The sequence below is a fragment of the Kordiimonas lipolytica genome (assembly GCF_042651265.1).
GTDB classification, from domain to species: domain Bacteria; phylum Pseudomonadota; class Alphaproteobacteria; order Sphingomonadales; family Kordiimonadaceae; genus Kordiimonas; species Kordiimonas lipolytica.
This window is the reverse complement of sequence record NZ_JBHSCR010000027.1, coordinates 1-3,359: the sequence shown is the minus strand read 5'-3', so window position 1 is coordinate 3,359 and position 3,359 is coordinate 1. Positions and strand designations below refer to the sequence as shown.

Below are 3,359 nucleotides of genomic sequence, written 5' to 3'. Positions count from 1 at the left end.
CAAGTTCGATCAGTTCACACAGGGAACCGATCTGGATAGATGGCTTTTTCGCATAGCAAAGAACCTTTGGCTGGATGAAATCAGATCCCGGAAGGTCCGCGGCGAAACCGACAAACCGGAAAACCCGAAGGATGAGCCCTGGATCGATGGAGAAAATCAAGCCACAGCAGCGGTCGGGCTTTCCGAACTGGGAACCCTTCTGTCGCAGATGCAGGAGGACCACCGGGAAATCCTGCTGCTGGTTGTTGTTGAAGGATATTCATACAGGGAAGCGGCGGATCAATTGTCGCTACCTGTCGGTACGGTAATGAGCAGGCTAGCCAGGGCCCGGTCCAAACTCACGGAGCTGTCCGCAAAAGCGCGTCAGCAAAACCAGAACGTGGTGCCGTTCGGTAGAGGACGGGAGAGATAACATGAAGATTGAAGATACAGACCTGATGGCCTACATGGACGGCGAACTTTCGCCGACCAAGTCCAGGGCAATCGAAGACGAGCTGGCGCGTTCCCCTGCCCTGCGGGACCAGCTTGACAAAATGCGAGCAGCCGATGCCCTTCTCGCTGACAGCCTGGCAGGCACCCCGAAGCGGGCAGCCCGCCCGGACACGATGGCGCTTGTTGATGATCTGGCACGCAAGCTGGCACATCAGAAAACCGAAAGACCTGACAATCTGGTTACGCTGAAACAACCGGAGCAGGCCTCAAGGTCTTTCTGGAAGCGTCCGTTCGTGCCGCAGGCCATTGCGGCTTCGGTCGCCTTGTTCATCGGCTTTGGCGCCGGGAACCTCACGTCCACAGGCGGCATGCCACAAAGCAGTGGCATCACCGACTATGCCATGGGCCAGGTAAGCCCCCAGTCGCCGCTTTATCAAGCGCTTGAAAGCTCGGCCAGCCATCAGGCCGTCCGTTTCGGCTCTGAAGATCAGGCAGCAGCAATGCCCCTGACCACTTTCCGCACTGCGGATGGGACATTCTGCCGGGAGTTTTCAACCGCTGCGCCAAATAGCGCGCAACATGGCATCGCCTGCAGAAAGAACGGTGGCTGGCGCATCAAGGCCGTGGTCGCGACAGATGCAGTCGCCCCTGCAAACGATGGGATGTTCGTCACTGCATCTGATGCCACAACCGACCCCATCGGCAGCATGATCATGTCCATGATGGAAGGCGACGCCCTTAGCCTGAGCGACGAAGAAAAAGCCATCACTGGCAACTGGGATTGAGGCCTTCAGGGGCTTCAAAACCCTGAATTTTCTAAGCTTTTTCAGTTTTTCCAAAAAAATATTCATTTCAATGGAATAAACCCTCCTCCTATCCCGTTAACCAGATAACGCATTGATTTTTTCATCTGGAGAACGGACATGACAGATTTTATTGGAACAAGCGGCAACGATACGCTGACAGGCACCGCCAACAATGATGAGTTGGAAGGCCTGGCTGGTAACGACGTGCTGATGGGTGGCGCAGGAAACGATGAACTGGAAGACGGCTCCGGCAGCGACACCCTCACTGGCGGCAGCGGTGCCGACCGCTTCAAAATCCGGGGAGGCGGTAATGATGTCGTTACCGATTTCAACCCCGGCGAGGGCGATGTTGTCGACCTCCGCAAATATGAAACCATTAATTCCATTGATGATCTGCTGGCCATTTCCAGCGACTCTGGCGGCGGCGTGGTTATCGCCCTGCCAGGCGGCGACACGCTGACGCTCCAGGGTGCTTCCCTCTCTGATCTTGATGCTTCTTCCTTCCGCTTTGCCGCTGCTGACGTTGCTGATGAAGAAGATGATGACGCCGAAGATGCGGACGACTCTGAAGACGAAGAAGACGATGAGGACTCTGAAGACGAAATCGACGACGACGATGCTTCCGACGACGAGGAAGGCGATGAGGCAGACGAAGAAGACGATGAAGATGAAGAGGACGAGGACGAGGACGACGACGAAGATGACGACGACATCCTTGGCTCTGACGACGATGATGAACAGCGGGGCTTCGACGGCGACGACACGCTGGACGGCGGCCTTGGCGATGATGAAATCAAGGGCGGCGACGGCAATGACAAGTTGATCGGCGGCGAAGGCCATGACGAACTGAAGGGTGAAAACGGCAACGACACCATTTCAGGCGGTGCTGGCGAAGACGAAATCAAAGGCGGTAACGGCGCCGACGTCCTCGACGGCGGTGACAACGACGATGAGATCAAGGGCGGCGACGGCGCCGATATCCTGTCTGGCGGCAACGGCGATGATGAAATCGACGGTGGCGACGGCGATGATACGGTAACGGGCGGCGCAGGTGCCGACGAGTTTGAATTCGATGCGAATTCATCCGACGTGTTGACCGATTTCAACGGCGCCGAAGGCGACCGGATCGACCTTGATGACTGCGACGCCTTCGGCAGCTTCGAAGAAATGCTGGCTGCATCAAGCCAGGTCGGCTCAAGCGTGGTCATTCAGTTGGGCAACGGTGAAACGCTGACACTTCAGAACACCAACCTGGAAGACCTGTCCGCGGAATATTTCGAGTTTGACGACGACGATAATGAGCTGGACGACGACGACTTTGAGGGTGGCGACGAGGATGACGACCACGAGGGCGACGATTCCGCACAGCGCGTCAAGGGCGGTAACGGCAACGACAACCTCAAGGGCAACGGCGGCAATGACTTCATGACCGGCGGGTCAGGCAAGGACACAATCGACGGAGGCGACGACGACGATGAAATCTTCGCCGGCGCTGACGATGATGACGACGACAGCTTCGCAGGCGGCAGCGGCAACGATATTGTTGGCGGCGGCGCAGGCAACGACTTCCTTGTCGGCGATGACTTCAACAACGACGGTATCGGCGACGATGGCGATGACACAATCTACGGCGGCGACGGTGACGATGTGGTCATAGCCGGCAGCTGGCACGATGCTGATGGTGACGGTCTGTTCGACGACGGTGAGGCAAACACCAACGGCGGCGCCAGCAACAGTCTTTGGTCAGGCAGCGGCGACGACCAGGTTTACGGTGCCAACGGCGACGATGTGATCGGCGGCGGCGACGGCGACGACCGGATCGTCTCTGGCGGCGGCAACGATGTTGTCTATGCCGGCAAGGATGACGGTGAAGATGAAATCGAAGGCGGTGACGGCGACGATAATATCTTCGCGTCAAACGGTAATGACGACATCAGCGGCGACGACGGCAACGACACGCTCTTTGGCGGGGCCGGTGATGACACGGTTGACGGCGGTGACGGCATCGACCAACTGTTCGGCGGCGCTGGCAATGACCTGCTGATCGGCGGTGATGGTGCGGACACCTTCTTCTTCGGCAACAATCACGGCAATGATGTTGTGGACGATTTCGACACCGCG

At 57.6% G+C, this 3,359-nt stretch carries 3 protein-coding genes; all 3 read left to right on the top strand.

Features of this window, described 5'->3' with window-relative positions; translation table 11 throughout:
- The coding region (locus tag ACFO5Q_RS16795) for an RNA polymerase sigma factor (protein WP_380084434.1) at window positions 1-412 on the top strand (412 nt) is incomplete at its 5' end.
- Window position 413: 1 nt separating this feature from the next.
- Window positions 414-1,217, top strand: coding sequence for an anti-sigma factor family protein (locus ACFO5Q_RS16790; RefSeq protein ID WP_380084433.1), 804 nt, complete (start codon window positions 414-416; stop codon window positions 1,215-1,217).
- A 138-nt stretch (window positions 1,218-1,355) separates the two neighbouring features.
- The coding region (locus tag ACFO5Q_RS16785; protein ID WP_380084432.1) for a calcium-binding protein at window positions 1,356-3,359 on the top strand (2,004 nt) is incomplete at its 3' end.

Coding starts and splice junctions, on each gene's coding strand:
- ACFO5Q_RS16790 (WP_380084433.1), top strand. CDS start 414: ATGAAGATTGAAGATACAGACCTGATGGCCTACATGGACGGCGAACTT.